This window comes from Parasutterella sp. St.1A3, assembly GCF_059728705.1.
In genome coordinates this window covers 85,274-109,331 of sequence record NZ_BAAGFK010000001.1, presented here as the reverse complement: position 1 = coordinate 109,331, position 24,058 = coordinate 85,274, and the positions used below count along the sequence as shown (strand labels likewise).

Genomic DNA, 24,058 nt, shown 5'->3' with positions numbered 1-24,058 from the left:
ATGGACTCCTCGAAACCTTGCTTCGAAATTGAAAAAATACTCGACAGCATTTCTCTTGCATCTCAGGATCTTCCCGCTCCGGCCCTTTATATCGTAGGACTGCCAATCGGCAATCTCGGCGACATCACGCTGAGAGCGCTTTGGACGCTCTCTCAGGCAGATTTCATCGCGGCTGAAGACACCCGAGAAACTAAGAAATTACTTGAGAAGTTTAATATACAGGGACGGCTCTTCCCAGTGCACCAGCACAACGAGCATGAAGGAACGGAAAAAATCCTCGAGTACCTCTCTCAGGGACTGAGAGTCGCACTGGTGACGGACGCGGGCACGCCCGCAGTCTCGGACCCCGGCTCAAAAAGCGTCGCAATTGTTCGTGAGCACGGCTATCGCGTCATTCCGGTTCCGGGCGCAAGTGCCGTTGTCACGGCCATGTCCGCTGCCGGTATGGCGCCTGAGGGCTTCGTTTTCCACGGCTTCCTTCACGGCGGTAAAAAGGAACGTCGGGACGAAATCGCCAAACTCGTTTCCGGCGGACGCACATTCATCCTCTACGAAGCGCCGCACCGTATCCTTAAACTCGCGGAAGAACTCGCCGAAAATGTTCCCGCGCAGAGAAAAATCGCCATCGCAAGAGAACTGACAAAAAAATTCGAAAATATCGAATCATTAACCGCTTCCGAATTGACTGACTGGTCAAAGCATCATGAGCCTAGAGGAGAGTATGTAGTTTTAGTAAATGCGGAAGAGAAAAATACCGAAGAGGAGTTAAGCCAGGAGCTTAGAGAATGGTTGGATAACCTTATTCCGCTGCTTCCAACTGGACAGCTTGCGGCAGTTGCCAGTAAGATTTCCGGTTTATCCAAAAAAATTATCTATAACTATATATTGAGCAAGAAAAATTCCTCTTAACCGTCGCGAGCGGTCAGGACGGAATTTCTGCAGAAGGAGATGTTAAATGTCCAGTAAGAAGAACAAGGTCGAGACACCCGAACCGAACCAGCAGGCTGCCGTTCAGCCGGAAGCTGACGAGAAAGATCCTTTCCAGACAGAGATCGAAGGAATCACGTCTTCTCCGATCACCTCAGAGGCCGAAGCCGAAACTTACGTCACCAAACAAATGACGGCCGCCGCCAATGAGCATGAAATGGCGGCTCTGATCTCGATTCTCGACGGAGAAGCTCCTGCCGACCGCAAAGCGATTCTCAAGGCTCTGGTGCAGCGTGAGAAAGTTAAAGACGCCTCTTCCAAGCCTGAACCTGTCGTTAGCGAGAACGAACTGAACGAAGACTGGAAAAACGGCGGCTATCCGTACAAAAACCGCATGAGCCGCAAGCTCTACGAAAAAGAAAAGTATCTTCTTCAGGTCGAACTTCTCAAGCTGCAGACTTGGGTTAAGGAAACCGGACAGCGCGTTGTAATCCTCTTTGAAGGACGCGATGCTGCAGGCAAAGGCGGCACAATCCGCCGCTTCATGGAGCACCTGAATCCCCGCGGCGCACGCGTGATCGCTCTGGAAAAACCGACTGAGAGAGAACTTGGTCAGTGGTACTTCCAGCGCTACGTTCCGCATCTGCCGACCGCCGGCGAAATCGTCCTTTTTGACCGTTCCTGGTATAACCGCGCCGGCGTAGAACGCGTTATGGGCTTCTGCACCGATGAACAATACCTCGAGTTCATGAGAGAATGCCCGGAATTTGAGCGTTTTCTTACAAGAAGCGGTATTTATCTGATTAAGTTCTGGTTCTCCGTCAGCCGTAAAGAACAGAGAAGACGCTTCAAAGAGCGCCAGGTTCATCCGCTCAAGCGCTGGAAGCTCTCTCCGATCGATATGGCCTCCCTCGATAAATGGGACGACTACACAAAAGCCAAAGAAGCGATGTTCCTGAACACCGACACGGTCGCCGCTCCCTGGACCGTCATTAAGAGTGACGATAAAAAACGCGCACGCCTGAACGCGATGCGCTATGTTCTGCACTCACTGCCCTACACCGACAAGGATCTTGACGCGATCGGCGCCATCGATCCGTTAATCCTCGGCCGAGCCAACACCATCTACGAAAAGGGTGAGCACAGCGATATCCTTCTTCAGCTTAGCAACAGCCTCGTCGGCGTGCAGAGAGATTCAAAGAAGAAAGGCAAATAAGCCTCTTTGTCTCTAAAAATAAAAGACCGCACCGTCACTGCACTGCGGTCTTTTTTATTGTCTAAAAACAGCAAAAGCCGCAGTACGCGGCTTGATCATAAACAGATCTGCTTTACAGCAGCTTGTAGCGTCCCATGTATTCCGCCATGGCCACGACACGACCGTCCAGACTGTAGTAGATCTCTTTGAGCGAGGGCGTCTTTTCAAACTTCAGCCAGCAGTCCGCCGCAAACGCTTTGAAATAATAGCGGTGTATTCCAATCGGCGGCTTAGGCCCTATATAGCCCACTTTCCCACGGTCGTTCAGTCCCTGAAAACAATTGGGATAAAGCACCTTTGGGTCGGCTCCTTCAGGAAGATACAGCGGAACCGCCGGCAGGTTGTAGACAATCCAATGGATAAATGTCCGCTTCGGCGCCTGCGGATCCGGCGCATCCGGATCCATGCAGACCAGAACGATCGATTTGGCTCCCTCAGGCAAATCCGTAATCTCAATCGCAGGAGAAATATCTTCTCCCTGCTGAGTGAATTTTCGAGGGATCATCCCGCCGTTGCTGAAGTTGGGACTGCTGATCAGCATATCGTCCTTCTTACGGGCGCTGAGCCTGTTCTCTTGTCTTGGAAGACTTAACCGCACGAACCACGCTGTCAAGCTGTTCGGAGATTTCTTCCACAATATTGTTGGCCGTCACAATCCCGCAGAGACGTCCGTTGTCGTCAACCACCGGAAGGCGGCGAATGCCCTGCTCTCTCATGCGGGCAAGCGCGTCAACCACTGTTTCATTGGAGTTGGCGGTGCAGACCGGAGAACTCATCACGTCATCCACACTAAGGGCCTGAACATCTTTTTCCAGCGCAACGACTTCCAGAGTAATGTCGCGGTCAGTCAGCATGCCAAGGGGATGATAGTCTTTATCAACAACGACTAAACTGCCGACATGCTGCGAACGCATTTCCTTTGCCGCATTTAAAAGCGGAGTTCCGGCAGCAATCGTTGCGACATGATGCACCGCCAAGTCAATAATCTTTAATGAGCGAGCTCTCATTTGTACCTCTAATCAAATCAACCGGTTTAGAACCCGGCTTCTCAAATAAACTCTATGTCTCATTTTTAGTTTAGCAAAGAGACAGCGCCTCTCACGCAAGTAGCGACAGTCAGCAACCCGACAGCAAAAGGCTTCTCATCGACTTGGTTTCTCTATTGTTCGTCCTCAAAAGGAGACGCTTTGAGATCCTTAAAGTCAAACAGGTTTTCATCTACCAGATGCGACGGAGCGACACGGGTAAGACTTCTAAAGATGTTTTCCACCCGACCCGGCGTCTGCCGATCCATTCGCTCGATAATCGCCTTCATTTCACGACGGCAGACGTCATCAGCGCCGCACATCTTCGGAATAACGTCATAACCATTGACACGGCACCAGCGGGCTAAATCCTTTTCTCTTAAATAAATCAGCGGACGAATGACAATATGCTCCTTCGCGTCGCTTAAAAGCTTCGGCGGCATCGCTTTCAGCCGCCCGCCGTAAAACATATTCAGCATCAGCGTGCTGACCACATCGTCCATATGATGACCAAGCGCAATCTTTGTACACTTCTGCTCACGCGCTACCCGGTAGATAATGCCGCGTCTCAGACGGGAACACAAAGAACACAGATTCCTACTGCCCGGATATTTCGACTTCACAATCGAAAAAGTATCCTGATCCTCAATGTGATAAGGAACACCGCTCTTTTCCAAATGGGCTTTCAGCCGATCCAGCGGAAAATCCGGAAGATGCTGATTCAGACTGAACGCAAGCAGATCAAAGTGTATCGGCGCTCTGCCGCGAAGACGAATCAGAGCGTCAAGCAGCGCATAGCTGTCCTTGCCGCCTGAGATGCACACCATAACTTTGTCACCGTCCTCAATCAGGTTGAAGTCGGTAATGGCCTTGGCGCAAAGACGCACCAGACGCTTCTCGAGCTTTCGGTTCTCAAACGAGAGACGCGCCGGTTTATCTTCCTGTCCGCCCTCGGACTCTTTAAACTCTACTTTCTGAAATTCTTCGGCTCCCATCAGCACTCCTTCGGTCTCTGCGAATCATCCTGCACAAAAAACTCCTCTATCCCCGCCGACTCCGCATTCGGATATACCTCAAGTTTTTCACTTCGGATGCGCAGCGCAGCAACTTCCTGATCCTTCAGCAACTCTCGGGCAATCTCCCCGATCAGCGTTTCCTGAAGATCAAAATGCCCACGCGCTATTGTCTTTTCAATCACCTGGGGAACTAAGTCATAGTTGTATACCTCGCTGAATTCACGAGGAATCCCCGGCGCCTTTCGCACATAAAGATCAACATTGAATCTTACTTTCTGGACTTTGTTTTTCTCATGTTCATAAACACCGATTTGGGCCTGAGCAATGTAATTCTTTATGATGACTTTTCTCAGCTGTCCGCTGAACATTAAATTGTCGAAAACCACAGGATGTCCTCACTGCACGGATGTGTAAAATCTAACTATGCGATGGATATTAACTATTTTTATCGGGCTCTGCGTTCTGACCTCAGCAATCCCCTGGCTTCAAAAACTCGGCATTGGAAAACTGCCGGGCGACTTGAATCTTTCTGTTTTCGGCAGAAAGATTCAGATTCCTATTGCCAGTACCATGCTGATCGCAGTTGTCTTAATGTTGATCGGCAAATTCCTTTAAGTAAGCTTCAATTGCCTTCAAAGAAGCCGCACGAATCGCCTGCGGGATTTCCTTTCTATCCTCTGCCACCTCTGCCGCGGCCTTCATATCCACACTCATAAGCGCCTCAGCGGCGCCCAGCCAAAACGCCTGATCCTTTATGGCCGAAGCGCTCTCCAAGAGCTTCATCAGAGAAGCAAAACGCTTGGGACGGCGCAGTGCGTCCTTTCGCTTTAACGACTCGAGCACCTCCTCTGCAGAACCGCTTCGAAGCTCGGCGCCATGAAGCGTTCGACTAAACTGCAACGCCAAGTCCTCATTTTCTGAAGAGACGCGTAAAAGCTTAAAGATCTCTCCAAGAGCGCTCGGATCTGTGTCGAGAAAAAGCAGCGCGAAGCGCTCCGACTCTGTATAGGAGTCATCTGCCGCATCAGTCAGATCCATCGTCTTAGATGTCAGACGCCACTTGGGAAAGGAGCTTGAGAGATAACCGCAGTCTTTCAAAACCTCAAAGAATCGTGAAGGCTTTGCCTCATGCAGCGCTTTCATGAATTCCCGCCCGACACGCTCGGCCACGAGATAGTCCGTCTCTCCGCTTTCAACGATGGATCTGAGCAGGCGCTTCGTCTCGTCGGCGATCGTGAAATCCGGCAGCTTCGCAGCAAAGCGCGCCGCGCGCAGAACTCGAACCGGATCCTCTTTGAACGCGTCGCTGACGTTTCGAAGCACTTTTGCCTCCAAATCCCGGCAGCCGCCGTAAGGATCGGTCACATGCCCGTTCTCATCCATCGCGATAGCATTGACAGTAAGATCGCGCCGATACAAGTCCTGCTCCAAAGTGACGTTCGGCGCCGTATAAAACACAAAGCCCTTATAACCATTGCCGCTCTTGCGTTCTGTTCTCGCCAAGGCGTATTCTTCATGAGTTTTCGGATGCAAAAAAACGGGAAAGTCTTTGCCCACGGGCGTATAGCCCTGACAGATCATTTCCTCGGGCGTCGCTCCGATGACAACCCAGTCACGATCGGAGGGCCGAACCGCAAAGCCTCTTTCCTGAAGAAGCTTATCCCGTACCCAGCCGCCTACAATATATTTTTTCATTCCGAACTCTGTCGAATCCTATGCTGTCAAATAAGAAAACTGTCCGCGCCGCACTGCTCGAACAGAGAAACACACTTAAAAAATCAAACCGGTGGGCCGAACTTAATGCCGAACTTTGTCAGTCCGCAGCAGATTGGCTGAGCCGGGCGACGACTCAAACCATCGGACTCTTCTATCCTATCGGAAGCGAACCCGATATTCGGCCGGCTGCCCTTCGACTGAGCGCTGAGAAAAGCGGGCTAAAACTTTACCTTCCTGTCACGGTCGGCAAAGAAATGATTTTCCGCCAATGGCTGCCGCAGCAGAAGCTGATTCAGGGGAAATTTGGAATTCCCGAGCCGCAAAACACGGAGTGCGCCGCTCCGGATCTTCTGCTGGTCCCATGCGTCGGCGTCGATCCTCTCGGGCACCGCCTCGGCTACGGAGGCGGTTTCTATGACCGCTATCTCCAAAAGGCCGATCCGCGCCCGTTAACCGTCGGGATCTGCTTTTCACAGTTTGCCGCCGCGCAGTTTCAGACGGAACCGTTCGATGCCGCAATGGACTGGATCATTACGGAAAAAGGTGCCGTCAAAGCAGCACCTCTTCACACTATTCCTCCGCAAGCTCTCTAAGCGCTTCCTGCACCTGCTGCTCGGAAACCGACTCGGCAAGTTCATTAAAGACGCCAGTCAGCGCCGCCATTCCCTGAGCCTTAAACTGCTTAACCAGCGCTCCGGTCTCCTTGCCGGAAGCAAGGCCTCCCGCTGTCACCAGAAGATTTCCGCTGGCATCAACCAGCTTGAAGTAAAAGAGTCCGTCTTTCTCCCGATACTGCTTCACCACACACTTGCCCTTGCGCGTCTTAACTTTTTTCGCTTTATTTTCAAGAGCTCGGAATGCTCTCAGGCCGACCGCCTCACGCACCTGAGCGACGAGTTCTCTGGCCATCGGACGAATCCTCTCCACGCCTTCGATAAGAATCTTCTCTACGACTTCCGGCTCCCGCATATACATTTCATATTTTTCGCGCATAGGACCGATTTCACCGTTAATTGTGTTAAAAACGATCTCTTTGGCCTCTCCCCAGCTCAACCCTTCACGAAGCGCCTTGCGGAACGCCTCACGCTCTTCATGCGTCGCGAACGCCTCATAGAGCTGAGTCAGCGATGTGGAATCCGGATCCTTCGGCTCGCCCGGAAGTTTGGAATCCGTGACCACTTTCATAATCGCTTCTTTCAGCGCCTTCTCTCCGCCCTCAAACAAAGGAATGACATTGTCATAACTCTTGCTCATCTTGCGCCCGTCAAGACCAAGAAGAACCGCGACCTCCTCGTCAATCAGCGCCTCGGGCAGCGGAAGGATTTCTTTGCCATTGCCGTAAAGCATGTTAAAGCGAGCGGCAATATCACGGCACATTTCAATGTGCTGAATCTGATCTCTTCCGACCGGAATCAAATTTGCTTTGAAAATCAGAATGTCGGCCGCCATCAGAATCGGATAGCAGAAAAGACCCATTGTGACATTATTGTCGGGATCTTCTCCGTCGCGTTCATTCGCTTCAACCTTGGCCTTATATGCATGCGCACGATTCATCAGCCCTTTGGAAGTCAGACAGTTAAGAATCCAGTCCAATTCCAAAGTTTCCGGCAGATCGCTCTGTCGATAAAAGTGAACGCGATTCGGATCAAGACCGCAGGCAAGCCATGTAGCGGCAATCTGAATACGGCTCTTTTCAATTCGATCCGGATCCTCGATCGTCTTGATCAGGGCGTGGTAATCAGAAAGAAAATAAAAACTCTCCGTACCGGCTGCAAGACTCTTTTGAATCGCGGGACGAATACAGCCCACATAGTTGCCCAAATGAAGAGTACCACTTGGCGTAACACCTGTTAAAACTCGTACTGTCATCGATCTTTCCTTACTTCGATCTGTTTCACTGAATAGTTGGATTTTAATTAGTTGTTCGCTAAAACAGAAAGAGGCGGATTTCGTCCGCCTCCCACTGAACGCTTATCGCGAAATTTTAGTCTGCCAAGCCGGCAGCTTTGCGCAGCGCTTCTGCTTTGTCCGTTCTTTCCCAAGTGAATTCTGGCTCTTCTCTGCCGAAATGACCGTATGCGGCAGTCTTAGAGTAGATCGGACGCTGCAGATCAAGCATCTTGATGATGCCTGCAGGTCTCAGATCAAAATGTTCACGGACGAGTTCGGCAATCTTTTCATCAGGGATGACGCCGGTACCTTCGGTATAAACAGTGATATTCACAGGGTTGGCAACGCCGATGGCATAAGCGACCTGAATCTGGCACTGCTTGGCAAGTCCTGCGGCAACGATGTTCTTAGCCACGTATCTGCATGCGTAGGCAGCTGAGCGGTCAACCTTGGTCGGATCCTTGCCGGAGAAGGCACCGCCGCCGTGCGGGCAGGCACCGCCGTAGGTGTCCACAATGATCTTACGGCCGGTTAAACCGCAGTCGCCCTGAGGGCCACCGATTACAAAGCGGCCTGTCGGATTGATCAGATACTTGGTGTCGCGAAGCATTTCCGGAGGAAATACCGGCTTCACAATCTTCTCAATCACGGCTTCGATGAATTCGGGCTTCATCTTGTCTCCGTCGCTCATCTCAGGCGCATGCTGAGTAGAAAGAACCACGGTTTCTACCGAGACGGGACGACCGTCAACATAACGCATCGTGACCTGGCTCTTGGCATCCGGACGCAGGTAAGGCATTTCGCCGGTTCTGCGCATCAAAGACTGCTGTTCAACTAAGCGATGAGCGTAATAAATCGGAGCAGGCATCAGCGCGTCAGTTTCGTCACAGGCGTAGCCGAACATCAGACCTTGGTCGCCGGCGCCTTTTTCCAAAGGATCGTCCTGCGCGGAATCAACACCCTGCGCGATGTCGGGAGACTGCTTGTCAAAGGCGACGAGAACAGCACAGCCTTTATGATCAATGCCGTAGCTGCTGTCGTCATAGCCGATTCTCTTCAGCGTGTTGCGAACCACTGAGGGAAAATCCACATTGGCTGTCGTGGAAATTTCGCCTGCCAGCATCACAGTGCCGGTCGTACACAGTGTTTCAGCCGCAACGCGTGCCGTCGGATCCTGTTCCAAAATGGCGTCAAGGATCGCATCGGAAATCTGATCGGCTACTTTATCGGGATGTCCCTCCGACACAGACTCGGAGGTAAAAAGATATTCTTTGGCGGATTGTTTCATGTCTTGCTGTACTCCAATAAAAATTTAACCAAAGGAGACAGCGTCGCGGAAGCACGCTTCCGGACGCTTTAGCGGAATTTCGATATCGCCCCGCAAGTTGTCCTTTAACTCGGCGAACTCAGCACTATAATCTTCGAGCATCGGCTTTTCAAGTCCAATACCCTAGCTTGGAAAGAAAATTTAGCAAATTAACATTTTTTTATCTTAAAGACTGACGTGGCGAAGAAATCTGCACTTAATCAAATCATTTCCCGCACCTGTGTCGGGATTGTGAACTCGATGGTCAGCTGGAAGCAGTCCTCGCGGACCGCTCTGGCCGATTTCCTCGGCACGGTCACCTGGTACGTGCTTGCGCGCCGACGCCATATCGCCCTTACAAACCTCAGGCTGTGTTTCCCGGATTGGACCGAAGAAAAACGCACAGCCACAGCGAAACAAGTCTTCAGGAACCTCGTGCGTGCCGCGCTTGACCACAGCGTACTGGCCAAGGGAAGCGCCGAGCAGGTACAGGCAATGGTCAAATTCACCGGAAAAGAGAAATTCCTGGAACTGTGTGATGAGGGTCCGCTTATCGTTGTCGCCCCGCACTTTGTCGGTCTGGATGCGGGCGGTATCGCAATCAATACCTTCAGACGCGGCGCTTCGCTTTATCAGACTCAGTCCAACCCCATTTGGGATAAATGGGCTTATGACGCCCGCAAGCGATTCTCCGATCCGGTCCTGATTCCAAAATCCAACTCCGCGATGAAACAAGTCATCCGTGTCATTCGTGAGCCCCTGCCTTTTTATTACCTTCCCGATATGGACCACGGAGAACGAAATTCCGTCTTTGTCCCGTTTTTCGGAGTTCAGGCCGCGACACTGCCCATGGTCTCTAAATTGGCAAAGCTGACTAAGGCAAAAGTGATCTGGGGCATCGCTGAAACAACCGACGAGGGCTACATCATGCATCTGTCGGACCCGCTTGAGAATTTTCCGACGGATGATCCCGTCGCGGACACCGAACGCCTCAATCGGGAACTCGAACAATTTATCCTCAGACATCCGGACCAATATCTGTGGACACATCGCCGCTTTAAAACGCGGCCGCAGGGAGAACCGCCTGTTTATTAGGCTGCTATTGCGAAAAATACGCGGATTGCGCTTACGCATTAGTAGAATGATGAGATTAACTATCCGTTGAGGACGCTGTGAAAATTAAATTCACGAAAATGCACGGAGCAGGAAACGACTTCGTGGTGCTTGACTGCACTGAAAAACCGTTTTCCCTCACAGAAAAGCAGCTGAGACATTTGGCTGACCGCCATTTTGGCGTCGGTGCCGATCAGATTCTGGTTGTTGAAAAACCCGATGATAACTCTGTCGACTTCAAATACCGAATCTTTAACCAAGACGGCGGAGAGGTCGAACAGTGCGGCAACGGCGCGCGCTGCTTCGTTAAATATGTCAGCCAAAGAAAACTGACGGACAAGAAAAAAATCCGCGTCCAAACGATGAAATCCGTCATTGAGCCCGAACTGCTCGATAACGGAACGGTCAAAGTCAATATGGGAATGCCGTCTTTTACCCCGGCAGACCTTCCGTTTAATCCCGCCGGACTGCCGACAAGAGAAGTAAATGGTGAGCCTCAGTGGGCAATCCGCTTCAAGGGCGAACTCTGGTGGTTCTCCGTCAGCTCAATGGGCAATCCGCATGTCACGATCATTGTCGACGACGCTGCCGGCGCGCCGGTTGCTGAGCTCGGCGCGTTTATCGAAAAACATCCGGCCTTCCCCCGTCGCGTCAATGTCGGCTTTTTGGAAATCATGAATCCCCATGAAGGCAAAGTTCGGGTCTGGGAACGAGGTGCCGGAGAAACACTCGCCTGCGGAACCGGGAACTGCGCGGCCGCAGTCACCAGCATTCACGCTCAGTTCATGGAATCACCCGTAACGCTTCACAACCGAGGCGGCGATCTGACGCTTCAGTGGGAAGGAGAAGGTGAAAACGTTGAACTTATCGGCCCTGCCGTTTACCTATTTGACAGCGAGATCGAACTTTAATGAACTACTCACTTGAAGATAATCAGAAAGCTGTCCGATTTGTCATCGATTACCTGACGGACAACCCGGATTTCTTTCGACGCCACCCCGACGTCTTCTCTCATATGAGCTTCCCGAGACAAAATCGGGAGGGTACACGCTCTATTATCGAGTGCCAGAACGAAGTTCTTCGGGCAACGCTCACGACCATGGAAGTTCGGGAAGAGGAAAATAAGCTTCGGGAAAAGGCGCTTTCAGAAGCAAAAGACACCGAATCCGTTTTGGATCTGGCAATTTCACTGCTTGCCTGCGAAGACAATATCGGACTTCCGGATACGGCACTCGAGTTCTTCAAGAATGCCTTCGACGCTTCGTACGGATTAATTCGACTTTGGCCGGCACGTCCAAATTTTGCCTTCTTCCCCTATGCGGAGCGTCTCGGACCGGAGATTGAGGAGTCCATTGCGCAAATGGAAGGCCCCTTTGCCGGGAAAAATTTTGGAGATGAGATCGCCGCATGGCTCAAGGTAGATCCGTCAGAGACGCGCGGAGTTCTTCTTCTTCCGCTGAAGAAACAGGACGGCAAAGCCTTCGGGCTTATCTGTCTTTGCGATCCCGACGAAAAGAAATTCTCCGCAGCTCAGCGGGAGCCGTTCCTCAGAGGCGCTTCCCGAGTCTGCGAGGCCGCCCTCGCTCCACTTACCGAATGAAACTCAAATGACACAGTCTATTGCTACTATTACATTGAAACCCGGTAAAGAACGCGCCCTGCTGCGCCGTCATCCTTGGGTGTATGCGACCGGAGTCGCGTCTGCATCCGGACGTCCCAAGAGCGGTCAGACCGTTCGCGTCCAGGACAGCAAAAAGAACTTCCTAGCATGGGCGGCATTCTCTCCGGAGTCCGCGCTGCGCGCCCGCTGCTGGTCCTTTAACGAAACCGACGTTATCGACGAAAACTGGATTGATGAAAAAATCCGTCTGGCGATCGCCGCAAGAGAACCTCTGCGCAGCAGAACAAACGCGATTCGTCTGATCTTTGGCGAAGCTGATTTTCTGCCCGGACTCATCGTCGATCAGTACAACAACCAGATCGTGACGCAGTTCCAGTCTGCCGGGGTCGAATACTGGAGAGCTGAAATCGGCAAATCGATCGTCAGGCACACCGGTATTTCCGAGGTCTATGACCGCTCTGACGCGGCAACACGCGCCAGAGAAGGCCTGCCAGAGCGCAAGGAAGTACTCGAAGGGAACGAACCGCCCGAAGAAGTCGAAATCGTTGAAGACGGGATCAAATACGGCGTGGATGTACGCAAAGGACATAAAACCGGCTTTTATGTGGATCAGCGCGACAACCGTCTGCTCGCCCGTAAACTTGCCGAGGCGTTCCGCCGTAAACACGGCAGGGGCCTGAGGGCTTTGAACTGCTTCTGCTATACCGGCGGCTTTTCTCTGGCGCTGAAAGCGGGCGGCGCCGACGAAGTTGTCTCGATTGACTCCTCAGCAGATGCGCTGACCATGGCTAAAGAAAATGCCAAGCGAAACGGCTTTGACGACGGCAGTATGAAATGGATCGAAGCGAATGTTTTCGAAGCGCTACGGAAATTCCGCGATGAGGGAGAGAAGTTCGATCTGGTCATTCTTGATCCTCCGAAATTCGCCTCCAGCCACCACCATGTTGAGAAAGCCGCCAGAGCGTACAAAGACATTAACCTTAACGGGCTGCGCATCCTTGGCGATGACGGCCATCTGCTGACTTTCTCATGCTCCGGCGCCATTGACGTGGACCTCTTCCAGAAAATTATCGCCGGCGCCGTCATTGACTCCAAAGTGGACGCATGGATGATTCAGCGTCTTGGCGCAGGTATGGATCACCCGCTTTTGATGACTCACCCGGAAGGAGAATACCTGAAAGGTCTTCATCTGCTCTCCAGAGGTCCGGCTTAATTCTGACAAACGCTTTTTTCAGGCTTGATAAACAAAATTTCGAGCCTGTTTTTTTGTAAAGCTCAGTGACATGGAAAATACCTAATTCGTTTAAAACACCGGCTCAATTTAAGTTTTCTCTTTCCTTAAGCCCTGAAAACTAAAGCGGCTGAATCGGTTTTCTTAAGGATTGGGACTTGTTTTAAATTTGGTTTTCTCAGCTTGGTTTTTTAACTCTTGCATTAATAAGAATGTTGCTGTATAACCCACTGTTCAAATTAAATGGCCTCAAAGATTTTTCTATTTTGTTCAAACGATTAAGGGGGAGCTATGGACAAGTTGATTCCGGTAACAATCATCACCGGCTTTCTTGGCGCCGGAAAAACGACGCTTCTCAACAGAATCCTTACTGAGGAACACGGACAGAAAATCGCCGTCATCGAAAATGAATTCGGCGAAGAAAGCATCGACAACGATCTTCTGGTTCGCAATGAGGACGAAGAAATCATCACGATGAATAACGGCTGTATCTGCTGCACGATTCGCGGTGATTTGGCTGAAAACCTTATTCGTTTAATGGAAAAGAAAAAAGAAGGCTCAGCACAGTTCGAACGCGTCATTATTGAGACGACCGGATTGGCTGATCCGGGCCCTGTCGCACAGACGTTTTTCATGGATGAAGAAGTCAGCCAATTCTATATGGTCGATGGAATCATCACCGTCGTGGACGCTCTGAACGGAGGACGTACTCTTGATGAGCAGGAGCCCGCACAGGCTCAGGTTGGATTTGCCGACCGCATCCTTCTTTCCAAGGTCGATCTGGTCGACTCGGAAATTGTTGATGATCTGTGCGCGCGTCTGCACCGCATGAACCCGCGCGCTCCGATTATCGAATGCAACATGGGCAATGTTGACATCCGCGAAGTGCTCGACATTCACGGTTTCAACCTTGACGCTGCACTCGAGCTCGACCCGGACTTCCTCAAGGAGGCTCAGGAAGAAGGCGAACACCACCATCATGGCGATCATTGCTGCTGCGGCCACGATCACGACCACAATCATGATCATCACGACCACGACGGAGAGTGCAGCTGCGGACATCATCACGAGGAGGGAGAGACATGCAGCTGCGGTCATCACCATCATCATCCGCGTCATGATGACGAAATCGCAGCGTTCGTATTTGAATCCGACAAGCCGTTCGATCCGGCTCGGCTTGACAGCTATATGCGGACTCTGACACAGGTATACGGTCCGGACATGCTCCGCTACAAGGGTGTGCTGTATATGACCGGAACCGACAGACGCATGATTTTCCAGGGTGTGCATATGCTGATGGCTGCTGATCTGGACAAGCCCTGGGGTGATCAGAAACCGACAAACAAAATTGTATTCATCGGCCGCCGCCTGCCTAAAAAGGCGATTCTGCAGGGACTCGAAACCTGCTTGGTTTAATTAACTCATCTAAAAACCGCTAGGGAGAAGAAACATGGCGACTAAACGTAAATCTGCTGCTCAAAAAGCGCTCAAAGAAGCCGCTGAGCTCGCTCCTCTTGTACAGGCCGATCAGAACGGAACGGACGCAAAAACCAGCGAAAAGGCTGCGCAGAAGGCTGCTGAGTATCTGTTAAAGACGATGGGCTCCCAGACCGGAGAAAAGATTGTCGTCGACGGAATTACTATTCCGACTCAGGCAGAACTTCTGAACATGCCTGAATCCGACTACATGAACGAGGCTCAGCAGGCTTTCTTTAAGCACCTGCTCAAAGAAAGAGAAGCTCAGCTTCGCAGCAACGCCGGCGAGACAGCCGAACATCTGCGCGAGAACAGCATTGTTCCCGATCCGGCAGACCGTGCCACGATCGAAGAAGAACATGCACTTGAGCTGAGAACCCGTGACAGAGAACGCAAGCTCCTTAAAAAAGTTCAGGAGGCGCTGCGCCGACTCGAAAACGGCGAATACGGCTGGTGTGAAGAAACCGGCGATCCGATCGGTATTCCTCGTCTTCTCGCCCGCCCGACCGCAACGCTCTCGCTTGAGGCTCAGCAGAGAAGAGAACTTCGTCAGAAGCTCTACGGCAACTAATAAAAAAACCGGGTGCCCAAAAGACATCCGGTTTTCTTTTTGTCCAAAAGTACGAAAATCAGTTCAGAGGCTGAGCAGAGTAATCTCCGGCCTTTGAAAGGGCCTCGTTGACTTTTTCCGTTGATACGGGTTCTTTAACTGTCAGAACTGCGATCGCGGGGGAAAGCGTAACTTCAACTTTTTCCGCAAGAGGTTCAAGTGCTTTCTTGACACGGGCAACACAATGCATGCAGTGGACACCGCTTAACTCAAAACTTTGTTCCATCGTTTTAGACCTCCAATAATGGATTATTCGTGTTGCGATTCTAGCGCTCCGAAGTGATACTATTCAGAACCGCCAATAACTTACAGCCCGATTTGTTGGAAGAAATCAATGACAAACCTCAGCACAAAATCCGTTCCGGCTCAGCTGAAAGCAGAGATACTGTCGGAAGCCCTCCCGTTTATCCAAAAATTTCACGGCAAAACAATCGTCATTAAATACGGCGGCAATGCAATGACCGACGAACGCCTTCAAAGAGCCTTCGCCCGCGATGTCGTTCTGCTGAAATTAGTCGGCATGAACCCTGTCGTCGTCCACGGCGGCGGCCCGCAGATCGGCGAGGCTTTAAACCGGGTCGGCAAAAAAAGCGAATTCATACAGGGTATGCGCGTCACTGACGACGAAACAATGAAAGTCGTGGAATGGGTGCTCTCCGGACAGGTACAGGGCGATCTCGTAACACTCATCAACAGCTTCGGAGGTCAGGCTGTCGGTCTTTCCGGTAAGGACGGAGGGCTCATTAAAGCCAGAAAACTTAAACTGCAGGATATTCAGGATCCCACAAAGTTTTACGACGTGGGCCGAGTCGGTGAAATCGAATCCGTTAATCCGTCCGTCGTTAAAGCTCTGCAGGATGACGCTTTCATCCCGATTATTTCTCCGATCGGAGTCGGCGAGGATGAACTTTCCTACAATATCAACGCAGACGTAGTCGCCGGAAAAATCGCAGAAGTTCTTCACGCAGAAAAGTTAGTCATGCTGACTAACACCCCGGGCGTCCTCGACAAGGAAGGAAACCTCATTACCGGTCTTTCTTCCGGAGAAATTGACGCTCTGTTTGCCGACGGAACAATCTCAGGCGGAATGTATCCGAAAATCTCATCCGCTCTTCAGGCGGCCAGAAACGGAGTCAAGGCTGTCCACATTATCGACGGACGGGTTGACCACTGCCTCCTCTTGGAAATCCTGACGCCTCAGGGTGTCGGAACCATGATCAGAGCAAATTAGCATCAAACAGAGATGGAAGAAAAGAAAAGTAAAAGAAAAACCGGCGCCGAGCGCAAACTGGAAATTCTCAGAGCGCTCGTCAGCCTGATCAGCGAGTCCGAATCCAAACACATCACAACCAAAACGCTCGCACATCGTCTCGGCATTTCTGAGGCCGCCCTTTATCGGCATTTCCCCGGAAAAGCCGAGATGTATCGAGAAGTCATTAAATACGCGGAAAATTTTATTGTTTCGTGGATCAATAAGATTGTGTCTGAAAACGCTTCCGGCTCGGATCAGGTGAAAACGCTCTATAAGCTGCTTTTATCCCTGCGCAGCGCCGAACCGGGTCTGATCTCTCTCCTGTGCGGAGAGGCGCTCGCGCTCGAAGATAAATCACTGCAGCAAAACATCAATAAGATCTACGGCTACATTCAGATCGCGTTTAAACAGTCGCTCAAACTAGCGGCCGCCCAGGGAGAAATTTCCGCTTCGGCTGATGCGGCCGAGCGCGCTTCATTTCTGCTCTCCCTGCTGCTTGGCCATTGGCTGAGATTCATCAAGCAGGATCCTTCTGAAAAAGATGCCTATACCGACTCGGAACTCGCGCTCGTCCTTGCCGGATAGAACGCTTCTGCGGCAATCAGATAACGAAAGCCCGGGCTAAACCCAGGCTTTCCGCTTAGAGAACTGTTATTTCTTAACAGGCTCCACTTTCATCTTAATACCGCTCTCAAGCTCAATCACAGAAGCTTTGGCATTTTTCGATACCTGCTCCTTGTCAACCTTCTTGAGATAATCGATCGCCTGATTCAGCTGATAATCATCAGCGTCGCCGTAACGATAGAACTTCGGACGCTTCTTCACCGTTTCAGACTGCGCCTTCACCGGTTCTACCTTTTCGGTAATGCCGGATGCATCTGTCTTCACAGGAAGCGGTGCCTCGGCCTTCTTCGGTTTTTCAGAAGCCTTCTTGGCATCTTTGGCGGCCTTATCCTCCGGAACTTCCAGATGGTTGGAGAGGTCCGCTTCGCGAATATCGAAGTCAAGGAAATTGCCTTCGGCCGTATCTTTTACTTCAACATCCGGAGAAATGCCTTTGGCCTGGATAGAGCGGCCGCTCGGCGTAAAGTAACGAGCTGTCGTCAGCTTAATCGCTGTCTTCTTCCCTTCACTGCGCATCGGAATCACGGTTTGAACGGATCCCTTACCGAAGGACTGAGTGCCCATGATCGTTGCGCGCTTGTGATCCTGAAGCGCTCCGGCAACAATTTCACTGGCGCTCGCGCTCGCGCCGTTCACCAGCACAACAATCGGCATCGTCTTGGTGACTTCAGGAAGCTTCTCCACCGCGGCGTCTTCGCGAACAACCTGATAGTCTTTCGGAGAAGTTATGTATTCCTTCTTTGCGTCTTCAATCTGCCCCTTGGTCGATACAACCAATGAACCTTTCGGCAGGAAAGCCGCAGAGACTCCGATCGCAGCATTGAGCAGTCCGCCCGGGTCGTTGCGCAGATCAAGCACCAAACCGTTCTTCAGATTGCCGCTCTTATTCAGAGACTCCAGAGCGTTAGCTAAATCACTGCTCGTTCTTTCCTGGAACTGAGAAATTCTGACGTATCCCATACCGTCGGGCAGAGGTTTGGATTTAACCGACTGAACTTTGATAATCGCTCGGGTCAGCTTGATGTTAATCGGGCCAGCAGAACCTTTTCTCAAGATCGAAAGCTCGATATTGGTATCCGGCTTGCCGCGCATCATCTTGACGGAATCATTCAGCGATTGGTCTTTAATCAGTTTGCCGTCAATCTTGAAAATAATATCGCCTGCTCGGATATGCGCTCTCGCCGCAGGCGTATCGTCGATTGGCGAAATCACCTTCACGCCGGACGGATCTGCGCTGACTTCGATACCCAGGCCGCCAAATTCTCCGGCGGTCCCTTCCTGAAGATCTTTGTAGGCTTCTTCGTCTAAGAAAGCCGAATGCGGATCAAGTCCGGACAGCATGCCGGAAATCGCTTCCTTCATCAGCTTTTTATCTTCTACCGGTTCAACGTAAAACTGCTTTACAGCCCCGTAAACATCCGTGAACTGACGGATTTCATCCAGAGGGAGTATTGAGGCTCCCTGCTTGGCTGGACCGGCCAGAGAGGCGCTGATCAAAGCACCCGCGACCATTCCGCCGGAAACAAGAAGCAATCCTCGAAACATGTTTTTCATAAAATAATTTAAGAAATCAGTTGTTCTTTTAGTAAGAGTTTAAAAAGATTATCAAAGATTTATCCATCCTGTCGGATCGATTGGTTTCCCATTGTGACGCATTTCAAAATAAAGAACCGAGACTGACCCGGAACCTTTGCCGACCCGAGAAATCACTTCGCCGCTCCTGACGGAATCTCCAATGTCCTTTTCAAGCTCCGCATTATTGCCGTAAACAGAGAAGTAACCCTTTCCGTGATCAATGATCAGCAGGTTTCCATAGCCCTTCAAATAATCAGCGAACACGACCTTTCCGCCGCGAACCGCATACACCGGCTTGTCCCCGGTTACACTGAAGAGCGTTCCCTTCCAGGTTCCCATCTTGTCGTCGCTGCCGCGTTTCTGGCCGTAACGAGCCGCAACGTCGCCCTGAACGGGCGAGATCAAACCGACCGCTGCTGTCGGCTGCACCTTCGCTGCAGCGGTTCCTGAAGAATCTGAGGCTTTGCGATGCGCAGCAGATGCGAGCGCTTTGGACTGCTTCGCCGCTTCACGCTTCTGAATATTAGTTATGAGGTTCCCCAATCTGGCCTCATCCTTCTTCAGCTTCTGCAGACTGCCTGATAGAATAATAAGTTCACGATCGAGCTTGGCTGCGGTTCTCTGCCGCTCCCTCCGTTCCTTATTCAGACGCGTCTGCTCTTCCCTTTCGGCTGAAAGCATTTTATTGAGCTTGTCGCCAGTGCGCTTCGAATCCGCCAGTGCCTTGTTCAACGCCTTTTGTGATTTTTCAAGACGCTTGATGGATTCCTGAGAACGCTTAGCCAGAATCTGCAGCATTGTTTCCCGTCTCATCGCCTGATTCGGATCGGAAGAAGCCCAACCTGGACTCTTCGTCTGCGTCTGCAGCTCAACTCTCTGCCGATTGATGCTCTCCAGCGCTCTTTGCTCAAGCGCCAATTCACTTTCCAGACTGACAACACGCCGCTTCTGTGCGCCGAGTTCGCGCTCGGCTTTGCTTCGCTGCGTACGAATCGTTCTGAGCTTCTGCCGAACGGCACGAATCTCTGTTTCGGATTTTTTCAGCTCTGACCGAATCTTTTCCCGATCCTGAGAGGTCGATTCAATCGAAGAACGAATCTTCTCAATATTGCCCTGAGTTTCCTGCTGCTGGGCGCGAGCCGCGTCAATGCTGTCCGGTACAGCTCCGACCTTCTTCGCGGCAGTGCGGCGTTTTGGAGCGCTTTTAGAAGACTTCGATGATGCCGCCTTTTTCTTCACAGCCGGCTTGATAGCATTCTTCTTTTTGACCGGAGTCTTCTGCACAGCAGCCTTCGCTGATGAAGACTGAACGGCAAAAGCGCTCGGAGCCGCCGCACACAAAGCGGCGGCACTCACGAGCGCAATGACCAGCAAAGAGCGTGCGTGCATCAAGAGTTATTTTTGAGACTTGCCCTGAGCAGCAACAGCAGCCATCTTCTGCTTAATCGCTTCCTGATCGCCAAGATAGTAGCTGCGGATCGGACGCATATTTTCATCCAGTTCGTAGACAAGAGGCGTTGCGGTCGGAACATTGACGCCAACAATATCTTTGTCGGAAACATTGTCCAAATGTTTGATCAGGGAACGCAGTGAATTGCCGTGCGCAGTAATCAGAATCTTTCTTCCGGCTTTAATGTTGGGGACGATTTCGTTTTCCCAATAGGGCACCACACGGGCCACCGTATCGGCCAGACATTCTGTGAGCGGAAGCGTATCGGGATTAACAGCGCTGTAACGACGGTCAAAACCCGGCCACATCGGATTATCCTTGGTCAGTGCGGGCGGCGGAACGTCATAAGAGCGGCGCCAGATCAGAACCTGTTCGTCTCCAAAGTTTGCCGCTGTCTCTTTTTTGTTCAGTCCCTGAAGCGCTCCGTAATGACGTTCGTTCAGGCGCCAGTCATTAATAACCGGCAGATACATCGCGTCAAGCTTGTCCAGCGCAATCCAGAGGGTGCGTACGGCGCGTTTTAAAACCGATGTATAGCAAAGATCAAATTCAAAACCTTCGGCTTTAAGAATCTCTCCGGCCCTTGCCGCTTCCTGACGGCCTTTTTCCGTCAAATCGACATCAACCCAACCCGTGAATCGATTCTCTAAATTCCACTGGCTTTCGCCGTGTCTCATCAAAACAATTTTGTACATAATCTTTCCGGAAATCGATCGTAAACCTTGATTGTATCAGTCGGGGAGGCAATAGAGATAAAGACTCGACCGCCGCAGCGAGAATAAATCGTCCTTGGCAGGCGCCTTTTTACGGTCAGTCCGCAATTTCCTATGGAATCAAAAGAATCGTTTTGATAGAATGCCTTATTTGTTTGATTGCCGGCTCCGTAAGGCGGGAATCCGCGATACCGATCGGGCTAATTTTATTTACCAACAAAATGGATTTTATTACTGAAAATATTCTGCTGATCATCACGTTTATCGGTTCAGCAATCCTTCTCGCGTTCCCTTCCTTATCCAAGTCCAGAAACGCCGGCCTTAATCCCGCAGACGTCGTAATCAAGGTGAACGATAAAAACGCTCAGCTTGTCGATGTCAGAACTCCGAGTGAGTTCTCCAAAGGAACTTTGGCAGGCTCAGTAAACATTCCGGCTGCTGACTTGATCGCCAAACTCGATTCTCTTGATAAGAATCGTCCGGTCATTCTCGTTTGCCAAAATGGCAGAAGAGCACAGCAGGCACTGAAACAGTTCAAGGGAAAAGGCTTCTCTGAGGTCTATACACTTGACGGCGGCATTGTCGCCTGGCAGGCCGCCAAGCTTCCGCTCACCGGCCTTGAAATTTCCAAACGCGGCCGTAAAGGCAAGAAATAATTAACCATCATTTAACCCTTGAAAAGGAAACAAAAATGGCAGAAAACGAAACAAACGCAGCTCCTGAAGCAGCTGCTCAGGATCAGGGCCCTCAGTTCGCTATCCAGCGTATTTATCTGAAGGACGCTTCCCTTGAAATGCCCAACGCTCCAGAGATCTTCCTTGCTCCTGAAGCGCCGCACGTCGATATCCAGCTCGAAGTTGCCCAGTCCGCTCTGAGCCAGCCGGATCTGTATGAAGTCGTTGTTCGCGCTACAGTGACCGCGACAACCAAAATCAATAACGAAGACCGAACGGTTTTCCTTGTCGAATGCAAGCAGGCAGGTATCTTCCTCATGAAAGGATTTGAAGAAGAACACAAGACAATGGTTCTCGGCATCACCTGCCCGACAACCATCTATCCGTACCTCCGCAGCAATGTCTGCGACCTGCTGACACGCGCAGGTATGCCCCCTGTTTACCTCGGCGAAATTAACTTTGAAGCCTATTTCGCTCAGAGAATGCAGGAACAGCAGGCTGCTGAGCAAGCTCATACTGCACAGTAAACGCTAATCTGCAAAGACCGCTTCCGATACAATCGGAAGCGGTTTTTTATTTTTTACTGCTATGAGAAGAAAAGATGGAAGAGAACAAATTTCAGTTGGCGTTTTTTGCGGCTCTCGAGAAGTAGAGGAGTATGACTTAACCGCTTCTGCGGAAGAGGTTGGAGAGTTGATCGCAGGCTATGGGTACCGTCTGGTATTCGGGGGCGGCAATACCGGTCTGATGAGTGCTGTCTCCCAGAGCGCTGTTGACTTTTACGCCCCTGTTGTAGGAATTATTCCGAAATTCCTAAGCTCGGTAGAGAAGCCCGCGGACAACCTCACAGAACTTATCTATGTCGATACAATGGCTGAACGTAAAGAGCGTATGTTCCTAGAGTCCGATATGTTCCTCGTTCTTCCGGGAGGCGTCGGCACGCTCGATGAGGCTTTCGAAGTCATTACCAATAATCAGCTCGGACTTTTCCGTAAACCGATCGGATTTTTTGATGTCGATGGGTACTATCAGAAAATTCATGAATTTTTCGAAACCGCTATCGATTGCGGCCTTATCAGCGATACAGTCAACGATCTCTGCTTTTTTGACAGCAACATCAAAGCGCTTTTTGAGAAACTGATAGGCGCTCTGCCGGACTAAACTCCGCCTTCGAAATTATTCTGCCGCCAAGCTTCGTAAACCGTAACGGCGACAGAGTTGGAGAGATTGAGGGAACGGTTCTTCGGCCGCATCGGCAGCCGTATCATATGCGCCGCATCAAATAAATCTCTGATCTCCTGCGGCAGGCCGCTCCCCTCAGAGCCGAAGACAAACCAGTCCCCGGGCTCGAAAGAGACGCTCTGGACTAACTGCTTCGCTTTGGTCGTCATTGCGAACATGCGGGCTCTGTCGGGCTCTTCGGCTGCCAAAAAGGCCTCAAAAGAGGGATAGACCTTGATGTCGGCATATTCCCAGTAATCAAGCCCGGCACGCTTCAGATGCTTGTCTTCAAGCGCAAACCCCAGCGGCTCGATAAGAAAAACCCGACAGCCGGTATTGGCCGACAGACGAATAATGTTTCCGGTATTCGGCGGAATCTCCGGATGGACAAGCACTATGTTGAACATGACAAACTAAACCTTTCGCATAAATGCGCCTTCACTCAGCCGCATCATCCTTCAGTTCTGACTTCAATACGGCAAACGCCTTTTTTTCAAGCTGACGAACCCTTTCCTGACTGACACCCAGCTCTGCTGCCAGATCAGCCAAAGTTGCGCCTTTTTTGTCTTTGCTTTCGTCAAAAAGCCAGCGCGCCTCAATAATACGCCGCGAACGAGGATCAAGCTTCTTTACCGCTTCAGGAAGCTCTGTGCTAAGCACTTCTTCGTACCGAGCCTGCTTTAGCCTGCTGTCCGGGTCGTCCCCTTCATCAAAGAGCCAGTCCTCCGGCGCACTGTCTTTTTCCCCGCCGCTCGGTTCATCAATCACAATGTCCGCGCCGGTCATGCGCTGCTCCATCTCAAAAACTTCAGAGGGCTTCACTTCCAGCTGTTCGGCAATGCGATTTGCGTCGTCCAAACCCAACAGCTTGGTATCGTCCTTCATCTTTCTAAGGTTAAAGAAGAGCTTGCGCTGAGATTTAGTCGTCGCCACTTTCACCAGCCGCCAGTTCTTCAGAACGTAGTCCTGAATTTCAGAACGGATCCATGTCATGGCAAACGTCACTAAGCGGGCGCCATTATGCGGATTGAAACGCTTAACCGCCTTCATCAGACCGATATTGCCTTCCTGAATCAGATCTGAGAACGGAAGCCCGTAGCCTTGATACTGACGGGCAATAGAAATCACCAGCCGCAAATGCGACATGATCAGTTCGCCTGCGGCTTCCATGTCCCCTTTGTCGTGCAGCCTAACCGCTAATTCGTGTTCACGTTCAGGCGTCAGGATCGGGGCACGGTTCGCGGCCCGAATAAAATCCGCCAGCGTTCCTAATCCTGTGTCAGGAATCGCCAACGGCGTCGGCTTATAAGGAGCCAGCGCAGTGCAGGGCTTTTTCTTGGGTTCTTTGTTATCAGCAGTCATT

Annotated in this window: 28 protein-coding genes; 15 read left to right on the top strand and 13 right to left on the bottom strand. The window is 51.2% G+C overall.

Features of this window, described 5'->3' with window-relative positions; genetic code table 11:
- Together rsmI and ppk2 are read left to right on the top strand one after the other, a co-directional pair.
- Entirely contained in the window at positions 1-909 is a 909-nt protein-coding gene (gene rsmI / locus AC6I1F_RS00540) for a 16S rRNA (cytidine(1402)-2'-O)-methyltransferase (RefSeq protein ID WP_160334183.1), read from the top strand.
- Positions 910-955: 46 nt separating this feature from the next.
- A complete protein-coding gene (gene ppk2 / locus AC6I1F_RS00535) occupies positions 956-2,143 on the top strand; it encodes a polyphosphate kinase 2 (protein ID WP_160334184.1) in 1,188 nt (395 codons plus the stop codon).
- A 112-nt stretch (positions 2,144-2,255) separates the two neighbouring features.
- Here the strand turns inward: ppk2 and AC6I1F_RS00530 are convergent, their stop codons facing one another.
- The 4 genes from AC6I1F_RS00530 to AC6I1F_RS00515 form a co-directional block, all read right to left on the bottom strand.
- Positions 2,256-2,723: a YbhB/YbcL family Raf kinase inhibitor-like protein gene (locus AC6I1F_RS00530; protein WP_160334185.1), complete on the bottom strand. Its 468-nt coding sequence runs from the start codon at positions 2,721-2,723 to the stop codon at positions 2,256-2,258.
- Positions 2,724-2,733: 10 nt separating this feature from the next.
- Entirely contained in the window at positions 2,734-3,189 is a 456-nt protein-coding gene (locus tag AC6I1F_RS00525; RefSeq protein ID WP_160334186.1) for a CBS domain-containing protein, read from the bottom strand.
- Positions 3,190-3,341: 152 nt separating this feature from the next.
- Positions 3,342-4,202, bottom strand: a complete 861-nt coding sequence (gene ttcA / locus AC6I1F_RS00520) for a tRNA 2-thiocytidine(32) synthetase TtcA (protein ID WP_237178669.1) — start codon at positions 4,200-4,202, stop codon at positions 3,342-3,344.
- A complete protein-coding gene (locus tag AC6I1F_RS00515) occupies positions 4,202-4,609 on the bottom strand; it encodes a dihydroneopterin aldolase (protein WP_289077099.1) in 408 nt (135 codons plus the stop codon). Before AC6I1F_RS00515 ends, ttcA begins: the two co-directional genes overlap by 1 nt.
- Positions 4,610-4,646: 37 nt before the next feature.
- On the opposite strand from AC6I1F_RS00515, the gene AC6I1F_RS00510 reads away from it, so the two are divergent.
- Complete coding sequence (locus AC6I1F_RS00510; RefSeq protein WP_160334188.1) at positions 4,647-4,838, top strand: DUF2905 domain-containing protein; 192 nt, start codon at positions 4,647-4,649, stop codon at positions 4,836-4,838.
- Here the strand turns inward: AC6I1F_RS00510 and AC6I1F_RS00505 are convergent.
- The gene (locus AC6I1F_RS00505; protein WP_290432505.1) at positions 4,812-5,918 is read right to left on the bottom strand and encodes a tRNA nucleotidyltransferase/poly(A) polymerase-related protein; all 1,107 of its coding nucleotides are present in this window, start codon (positions 5,916-5,918) and stop codon (positions 4,812-4,814) included. The two genes, AC6I1F_RS00510 and AC6I1F_RS00505, sit on opposite strands and share 27 nt — an antisense overlap.
- A gap of 20 nt (positions 5,919-5,938) precedes the next feature.
- Between AC6I1F_RS00505 and AC6I1F_RS00500 the strand changes: the two genes are divergently transcribed.
- The gene (locus tag AC6I1F_RS00500; protein WP_160334190.1) at positions 5,939-6,532 is read left to right on the top strand and encodes a 5-formyltetrahydrofolate cyclo-ligase; all 594 of its coding nucleotides are present in this window, start codon (positions 5,939-5,941) and stop codon (positions 6,530-6,532) included.
- On the opposite strand, the gene AC6I1F_RS00495 is transcribed toward AC6I1F_RS00500, so the two are convergent.
- Positions 6,510-7,808 (bottom strand): tryptophan--tRNA ligase, encoded by a 1,299-nt coding sequence (locus AC6I1F_RS00495; RefSeq protein WP_290432504.1) that lies wholly within the window; start codon positions 7,806-7,808, stop codon positions 6,510-6,512. The two genes, AC6I1F_RS00500 and AC6I1F_RS00495, sit on opposite strands and share 23 nt — an antisense overlap.
- A 115-nt stretch (positions 7,809-7,923) precedes the next feature.
- Positions 7,924-9,117: a methionine adenosyltransferase gene (gene metK, locus AC6I1F_RS00490; protein ID WP_251449799.1), complete on the bottom strand. Its 1,194-nt coding sequence runs from the start codon at positions 9,115-9,117 to the stop codon at positions 7,924-7,926.
- A 216-nt stretch (positions 9,118-9,333) separates the two neighbouring features.
- Here metK and AC6I1F_RS00485 point away from each other — a divergent pair, with 216 nt between their 5' ends.
- From AC6I1F_RS00485 to dksA, 6 genes are all read left to right on the top strand, one after another.
- Complete coding sequence (locus tag AC6I1F_RS00485; RefSeq protein WP_160334193.1) at positions 9,334-10,230, top strand: lysophospholipid acyltransferase family protein; 897 nt, start codon at positions 9,334-9,336, stop codon at positions 10,228-10,230.
- A 77-nt stretch (positions 10,231-10,307) separates the two neighbouring features.
- Positions 10,308-11,159, top strand: coding sequence for a diaminopimelate epimerase (dapF, locus tag AC6I1F_RS00480; RefSeq protein ID WP_160334194.1), 852 nt, complete (start codon positions 10,308-10,310; stop codon positions 11,157-11,159).
- On the top strand, positions 11,159-11,848 hold the full coding sequence (locus tag AC6I1F_RS00475; RefSeq protein WP_160334195.1) for a DUF484 family protein: 690 nt from the start codon (positions 11,159-11,161) through the stop codon (positions 11,846-11,848). Before dapF ends, AC6I1F_RS00475 begins: the two co-directional genes overlap by 1 nt.
- A gap of 7 nt (positions 11,849-11,855) precedes the next feature.
- Positions 11,856-13,082: a class I SAM-dependent rRNA methyltransferase gene (locus tag AC6I1F_RS00470; protein ID WP_160334196.1), complete on the top strand. Its 1,227-nt coding sequence runs from the start codon at positions 11,856-11,858 to the stop codon at positions 13,080-13,082.
- Between the two features lie 309 nt (positions 13,083-13,391).
- Complete coding sequence (locus tag AC6I1F_RS00465; RefSeq protein WP_160334197.1) at positions 13,392-14,516, top strand: CobW family GTP-binding protein; 1,125 nt, start codon at positions 13,392-13,394, stop codon at positions 14,514-14,516.
- 181 nt (positions 14,517-14,697) lie between these two features.
- Positions 14,698-15,147, top strand: coding sequence for an RNA polymerase-binding protein DksA (gene dksA, locus AC6I1F_RS00460; protein WP_160334266.1), 450 nt, complete (start codon positions 14,698-14,700; stop codon positions 15,145-15,147).
- 58 nt (positions 15,148-15,205) lie between these two features.
- Here the strand turns inward: dksA and AC6I1F_RS00455 are convergent, their stop codons facing one another.
- Positions 15,206-15,412, bottom strand: coding sequence for a heavy-metal-associated domain-containing protein (locus tag AC6I1F_RS00455; RefSeq protein WP_160334198.1), 207 nt, complete (start codon positions 15,410-15,412; stop codon positions 15,206-15,208).
- A gap of 108 nt (positions 15,413-15,520) precedes the next feature.
- Between AC6I1F_RS00455 and argB the strand changes: the two genes are divergently transcribed.
- Together argB and slmA are read left to right on the top strand one after the other, a co-directional pair.
- Positions 15,521-16,417, top strand: coding sequence for an acetylglutamate kinase (argB, locus tag AC6I1F_RS00450; RefSeq protein ID WP_160334199.1), 897 nt, complete (start codon positions 15,521-15,523; stop codon positions 16,415-16,417).
- Between the two features lie 12 nt (positions 16,418-16,429).
- Positions 16,430-17,023, top strand: a complete 594-nt coding sequence (gene slmA / locus AC6I1F_RS00445) for a nucleoid occlusion factor SlmA (protein WP_160334200.1) — start codon at positions 16,430-16,432, stop codon at positions 17,021-17,023.
- Positions 17,024-17,089: 66 nt separating this feature from the next.
- Here the strand turns inward: slmA and AC6I1F_RS00440 are convergent, their stop codons facing one another.
- The 3 genes from AC6I1F_RS00440 to gpmA are packed head-to-tail and all read right to left on the bottom strand — an operon-like array spanning position 17,090 to position 20,782.
- Positions 17,090-18,607: a S41 family peptidase gene (locus AC6I1F_RS00440; RefSeq protein WP_289163172.1), complete on the bottom strand. Its 1,518-nt coding sequence runs from the start codon at positions 18,605-18,607 to the stop codon at positions 17,090-17,092.
- Between the two features lie 60 nt (positions 18,608-18,667).
- The gene (locus AC6I1F_RS00435; protein ID WP_289077106.1) at positions 18,668-20,026 is read right to left on the bottom strand and encodes a murein hydrolase activator EnvC family protein; all 1,359 of its coding nucleotides are present in this window, start codon (positions 20,024-20,026) and stop codon (positions 18,668-18,670) included.
- Positions 20,027-20,032: 6 nt separating this feature from the next.
- Positions 20,033-20,782 (bottom strand): 2,3-diphosphoglycerate-dependent phosphoglycerate mutase, encoded by a 750-nt coding sequence (gene gpmA / locus AC6I1F_RS00430; protein WP_160334203.1) that lies wholly within the window; start codon positions 20,780-20,782, stop codon positions 20,033-20,035.
- A gap of 239 nt (positions 20,783-21,021) precedes the next feature.
- Here gpmA and AC6I1F_RS00425 point away from each other — a divergent pair, with 239 nt between their 5' ends.
- The 3 genes from AC6I1F_RS00425 (at position 21,022) to AC6I1F_RS00415 (ending at position 22,635) form a co-directional block, all read left to right on the top strand.
- On the top strand, positions 21,022-21,456 hold the full coding sequence (locus AC6I1F_RS00425; RefSeq protein ID WP_160334204.1) for a rhodanese-like domain-containing protein: 435 nt from the start codon (positions 21,022-21,024) through the stop codon (positions 21,454-21,456).
- Between the two features lie 35 nt (positions 21,457-21,491).
- The gene (secB, locus tag AC6I1F_RS00420) at positions 21,492-22,001 is read left to right on the top strand and encodes a protein-export chaperone SecB (protein WP_160334205.1); all 510 of its coding nucleotides are present in this window, start codon (positions 21,492-21,494) and stop codon (positions 21,999-22,001) included.
- 61 nt (positions 22,002-22,062) lie between these two features.
- On the top strand, positions 22,063-22,635 hold the full coding sequence (locus tag AC6I1F_RS00415; RefSeq protein ID WP_160334206.1) for an LOG family protein: 573 nt from the start codon (positions 22,063-22,065) through the stop codon (positions 22,633-22,635).
- On the opposite strand, the gene trmL is transcribed toward AC6I1F_RS00415, so the two are convergent.
- Both trmL and rpoH read right to left on the bottom strand, forming a co-directional pair.
- Entirely contained in the window at positions 22,632-23,102 is a 471-nt protein-coding gene (gene trmL, locus AC6I1F_RS00410) for a tRNA (uridine(34)/cytosine(34)/5-carboxymethylaminomethyluridine(34)-2'-O)-methyltransferase TrmL (RefSeq protein ID WP_289077100.1), read from the bottom strand. The two genes, AC6I1F_RS00415 and trmL, sit on opposite strands and share 4 nt — an antisense overlap.
- A 31-nt stretch (positions 23,103-23,133) precedes the next feature.
- Positions 23,134-24,057: an RNA polymerase sigma factor RpoH gene (gene rpoH, locus AC6I1F_RS00405; RefSeq protein ID WP_160334208.1), complete on the bottom strand. Its 924-nt coding sequence runs from the start codon at positions 24,055-24,057 to the stop codon at positions 23,134-23,136.
- Position 24,058: the final 1 nt, after the last annotated feature.

What these genes read in the sequence shown, in the direction of transcription:
- rsmI (WP_160334183.1), top strand. Translation starts at nt 1, where the DNA reads ATGGACTCCTCGAAACCTTGCTTCGAAATTGAAAAAATACTCGACAGC.
- ppk2 (WP_160334184.1), top strand. Translation starts at nt 956, where the DNA reads ATGTCCAGTAAGAAGAACAAGGTCGAGACACCCGAACCGAACCAGCAG.
- AC6I1F_RS00530 (WP_160334185.1), bottom strand. Translation starts at nt 2,723, where the DNA reads ATGCTGATCAGCAGTCCCAACTTCAGCAACGGCGGGATGATCCCTCGA.
- AC6I1F_RS00525 (WP_160334186.1), bottom strand. Translation starts at nt 3,189, where the DNA reads ATGAGAGCTCGCTCATTAAAGATTATTGACTTGGCGGTGCATCATGTC.
- ttcA (WP_237178669.1), bottom strand. Translation starts at nt 4,202, where the DNA reads ATGGGAGCCGAAGAATTTCAGAAAGTAGAGTTTAAAGAGTCCGAGGGC.
- AC6I1F_RS00510 (WP_160334188.1), top strand. Translation starts at nt 4,647, where the DNA reads ATGCGATGGATATTAACTATTTTTATCGGGCTCTGCGTTCTGACCTCA.
- AC6I1F_RS00505 (WP_290432505.1), bottom strand. Translation starts at nt 5,918, where the DNA reads ATGAAAAAATATATTGTAGGCGGCTGGGTACGGGATAAGCTTCTTCAG.
- AC6I1F_RS00500 (WP_160334190.1), top strand. Translation starts at nt 5,939, where the DNA reads ATGCTGTCAAATAAGAAAACTGTCCGCGCCGCACTGCTCGAACAGAGA.
- AC6I1F_RS00495 (WP_290432504.1), bottom strand. Translation starts at nt 7,808, where the DNA reads ATGACAGTACGAGTTTTAACAGGTGTTACGCCAAGTGGTACTCTTCAT.
- metK (WP_251449799.1), bottom strand. Translation starts at nt 9,117, where the DNA reads ATGAAACAATCCGCCAAAGAATATCTTTTTACCTCCGAGTCTGTGTCG.
- AC6I1F_RS00475 (WP_160334195.1), top strand. Translation starts at nt 11,159, where the DNA reads ATGAACTACTCACTTGAAGATAATCAGAAAGCTGTCCGATTTGTCATC.
- AC6I1F_RS00470 (WP_160334196.1), top strand. Translation starts at nt 11,856, where the DNA reads ATGACACAGTCTATTGCTACTATTACATTGAAACCCGGTAAAGAACGC.
- AC6I1F_RS00465 (WP_160334197.1), top strand. Translation starts at nt 13,392, where the DNA reads ATGGACAAGTTGATTCCGGTAACAATCATCACCGGCTTTCTTGGCGCC.
- dksA (WP_160334266.1), top strand. Translation starts at nt 14,698, where the DNA reads ATGGGCTCCCAGACCGGAGAAAAGATTGTCGTCGACGGAATTACTATT.
- AC6I1F_RS00455 (WP_160334198.1), bottom strand. Translation starts at nt 15,412, where the DNA reads ATGGAACAAAGTTTTGAGTTAAGCGGTGTCCACTGCATGCATTGTGTT.
- argB (WP_160334199.1), top strand. Translation starts at nt 15,521, where the DNA reads ATGACAAACCTCAGCACAAAATCCGTTCCGGCTCAGCTGAAAGCAGAG.
- slmA (WP_160334200.1), top strand. Translation starts at nt 16,430, where the DNA reads ATGGAAGAAAAGAAAAGTAAAAGAAAAACCGGCGCCGAGCGCAAACTG.
- AC6I1F_RS00440 (WP_289163172.1), bottom strand. Translation starts at nt 18,607, where the DNA reads ATGTTTCGAGGATTGCTTCTTGTTTCCGGCGGAATGGTCGCGGGTGCT.
- AC6I1F_RS00435 (WP_289077106.1), bottom strand. Translation starts at nt 20,026, where the DNA reads ATGCACGCACGCTCTTTGCTGGTCATTGCGCTCGTGAGTGCCGCCGCT.
- gpmA (WP_160334203.1), bottom strand. Translation starts at nt 20,782, where the DNA reads ATGTACAAAATTGTTTTGATGAGACACGGCGAAAGCCAGTGGAATTTA.
- AC6I1F_RS00425 (WP_160334204.1), top strand. Translation starts at nt 21,022, where the DNA reads ATGGATTTTATTACTGAAAATATTCTGCTGATCATCACGTTTATCGGT.
- secB (WP_160334205.1), top strand. Translation starts at nt 21,492, where the DNA reads ATGGCAGAAAACGAAACAAACGCAGCTCCTGAAGCAGCTGCTCAGGAT.
- AC6I1F_RS00415 (WP_160334206.1), top strand. Translation starts at nt 22,063, where the DNA reads ATGAGAAGAAAAGATGGAAGAGAACAAATTTCAGTTGGCGTTTTTTGC.
- trmL (WP_289077100.1), bottom strand. Translation starts at nt 23,102, where the DNA reads ATGTTCAACATAGTGCTTGTCCATCCGGAGATTCCGCCGAATACCGGA.
- rpoH (WP_160334208.1), bottom strand. Translation starts at nt 24,057, where the DNA reads ATGACTGCTGATAACAAAGAACCCAAGAAAAAGCCCTGCACTGCGCTG.